General features: G+C 70.4%; 2 protein-coding genes. Both read left to right on the top strand.

Annotated features, from left to right (window positions below):
- Positions 1 to 154: 154 nt before the first annotated feature.
- Positions 155 to 577: a hypothetical protein gene (locus tag ACFV6V_RS31115; RefSeq protein WP_385571185.1), complete on the top strand. Its 423-nt coding sequence runs from the start codon at positions 155 to 157 to the stop codon at positions 575 to 577.
- Positions 578 to 651: 74 nt separating this feature from the next.
- Entirely contained in the window at positions 652 to 1,371 is a 720-nt protein-coding gene (locus ACFV6V_RS31110; protein WP_385571184.1) for a hypothetical protein, read from the top strand.
- Positions 1,372 to 1,528 lie beyond the last annotated feature (157 nt).

The raw sequence follows: 1,528 nt of genomic DNA, 5'->3' as shown, positions 1-1,528 counted from the left end.
GCCCCTGACCTGCGAAAATGTGTGATCCAGATCACTCCCCGAGACCCCTGTTTCAGGTGGACCCGGACCCCCAAATAAGGCAGAATTAGTGATGTCGGAAGGGGATGGCAGCCCCGGACGACGAACCCCGAACCTTCAACACCAGGGAGCGACCGTGACCGTCAATACCGAGTGGATCGACACGAAGGACGTACAGGTGGGCGACAGGATCGCCTGTCTGCTCAGCGACGCCAGCGCTTACCCGCGCGTCACGGGTTGGACGGACCGCGTGCTGGAGCTGAGCAAGCAGGGTCTGAAGGACGTCACGCACCGGACGTTCCAGGTCAGCGGTGCCCCGTGGTGGGCGGAGGACATGACCACCTTCGACCTGTCGGGACAGACGCTGATCGCCTCCCGCGACGCGAAGGAGGACCAGGAGCCCGAGCGCGAGGACGGCACCGGGAGGCCGTCCATCGAGGAGATGCAGAGCTGGATGTCCGAGGGCGGGGCCGAGGCCCGCGACGGGTGCTGGGTGGAGCCGGACGGCACCTGTGAGCACGGCTCGCCGTCGTGGCTGCTGGCCATCGGCGTGATCTGACGCCGTGGCCGGTCGGGCGGGGGCGACGCCCCCGCCCACTCCCCGAACGCTTCAACGACAGAAGGACTCCCCCAGTGGTCATCGCGTCCCCGTACACCATCGAACACTCCGCCCAGTGCCCGCCCGTCGACCCGCGCAGCAAGATACGGCTCGACTGCCGCCGTTGCGACAGGACCCGGGAGTACGGGCCGTACTGGATCGACGCCGAGAAGCCCGTCACCTGCGGCACCTGCGGCGCTGACGACGCCCCCACCCCCGTCGACCCCCGGTTCACCGGGTACGCCGGACACCACTCGCGCCCCGAGAACTGGCGCTCCGCGTGCTCCGGCGAGTACCTGGCACACGGCCGCGCGACCGCCGAGCGGTCGACCGAGCCCGGATGGATGCCGCTCGCGCACGTCCGTCTCGGCGACGTCATCACCCAGCGGGACAACTGGGGAAAGTGGGACGACCCCGCGATGGTGGTGGACATCGAGGAGGGCGAAGCGTCGCCGGGAGCCCCGCGCATCTTCGTTCGGTGGCTGAGCGACAACCCCCACCACGGTCGCGGTGTATGGGGAATGTGGGCCGCGCCGGGCACGCCGGTCTTGCTGGTCGAGGCGGCCACCGCCGAGCCCCCGGCCGCCCATGTGAACGTCTACTACAGCAACGCGATCAGCAGCCGGAGTCAGGTCTACTCACGGTGCTACCGGACCGACGCCGCCGCCCAGGCGGACATCCGGGAGTTCTGGCCGTACAACAACACGAGGTCCACCGTTTCCCGGTGCTGGTGCCGCCGTAACGCGCTCCGATAGCCGGAGGCGACGCGGCCCGTCCCCCGCCGAGCCGGCCGGGGCGGGCCGCGTCGTGCTGTGCGGCGGCGGTAGCGGACACGCCTGGCGGCGTGGCGGTGTTGGTGGCCCGGTGCGTGCTCGCCGGCCCCGGCCTCCTTCGTCGGCCGGTGCCGTCGGC

Origin of the sequence: Streptomyces sp. NPDC059828 (genome assembly GCF_042731955.1) — a bacterium.
Classification (GTDB): domain Bacteria; phylum Actinomycetota; class Actinomycetes; order Streptomycetales; family Streptomycetaceae; genus Streptomyces.
Note: the sequence above shows the minus strand (reverse complement) of the source record. Positions and strands in the feature narration are given on the sequence as shown.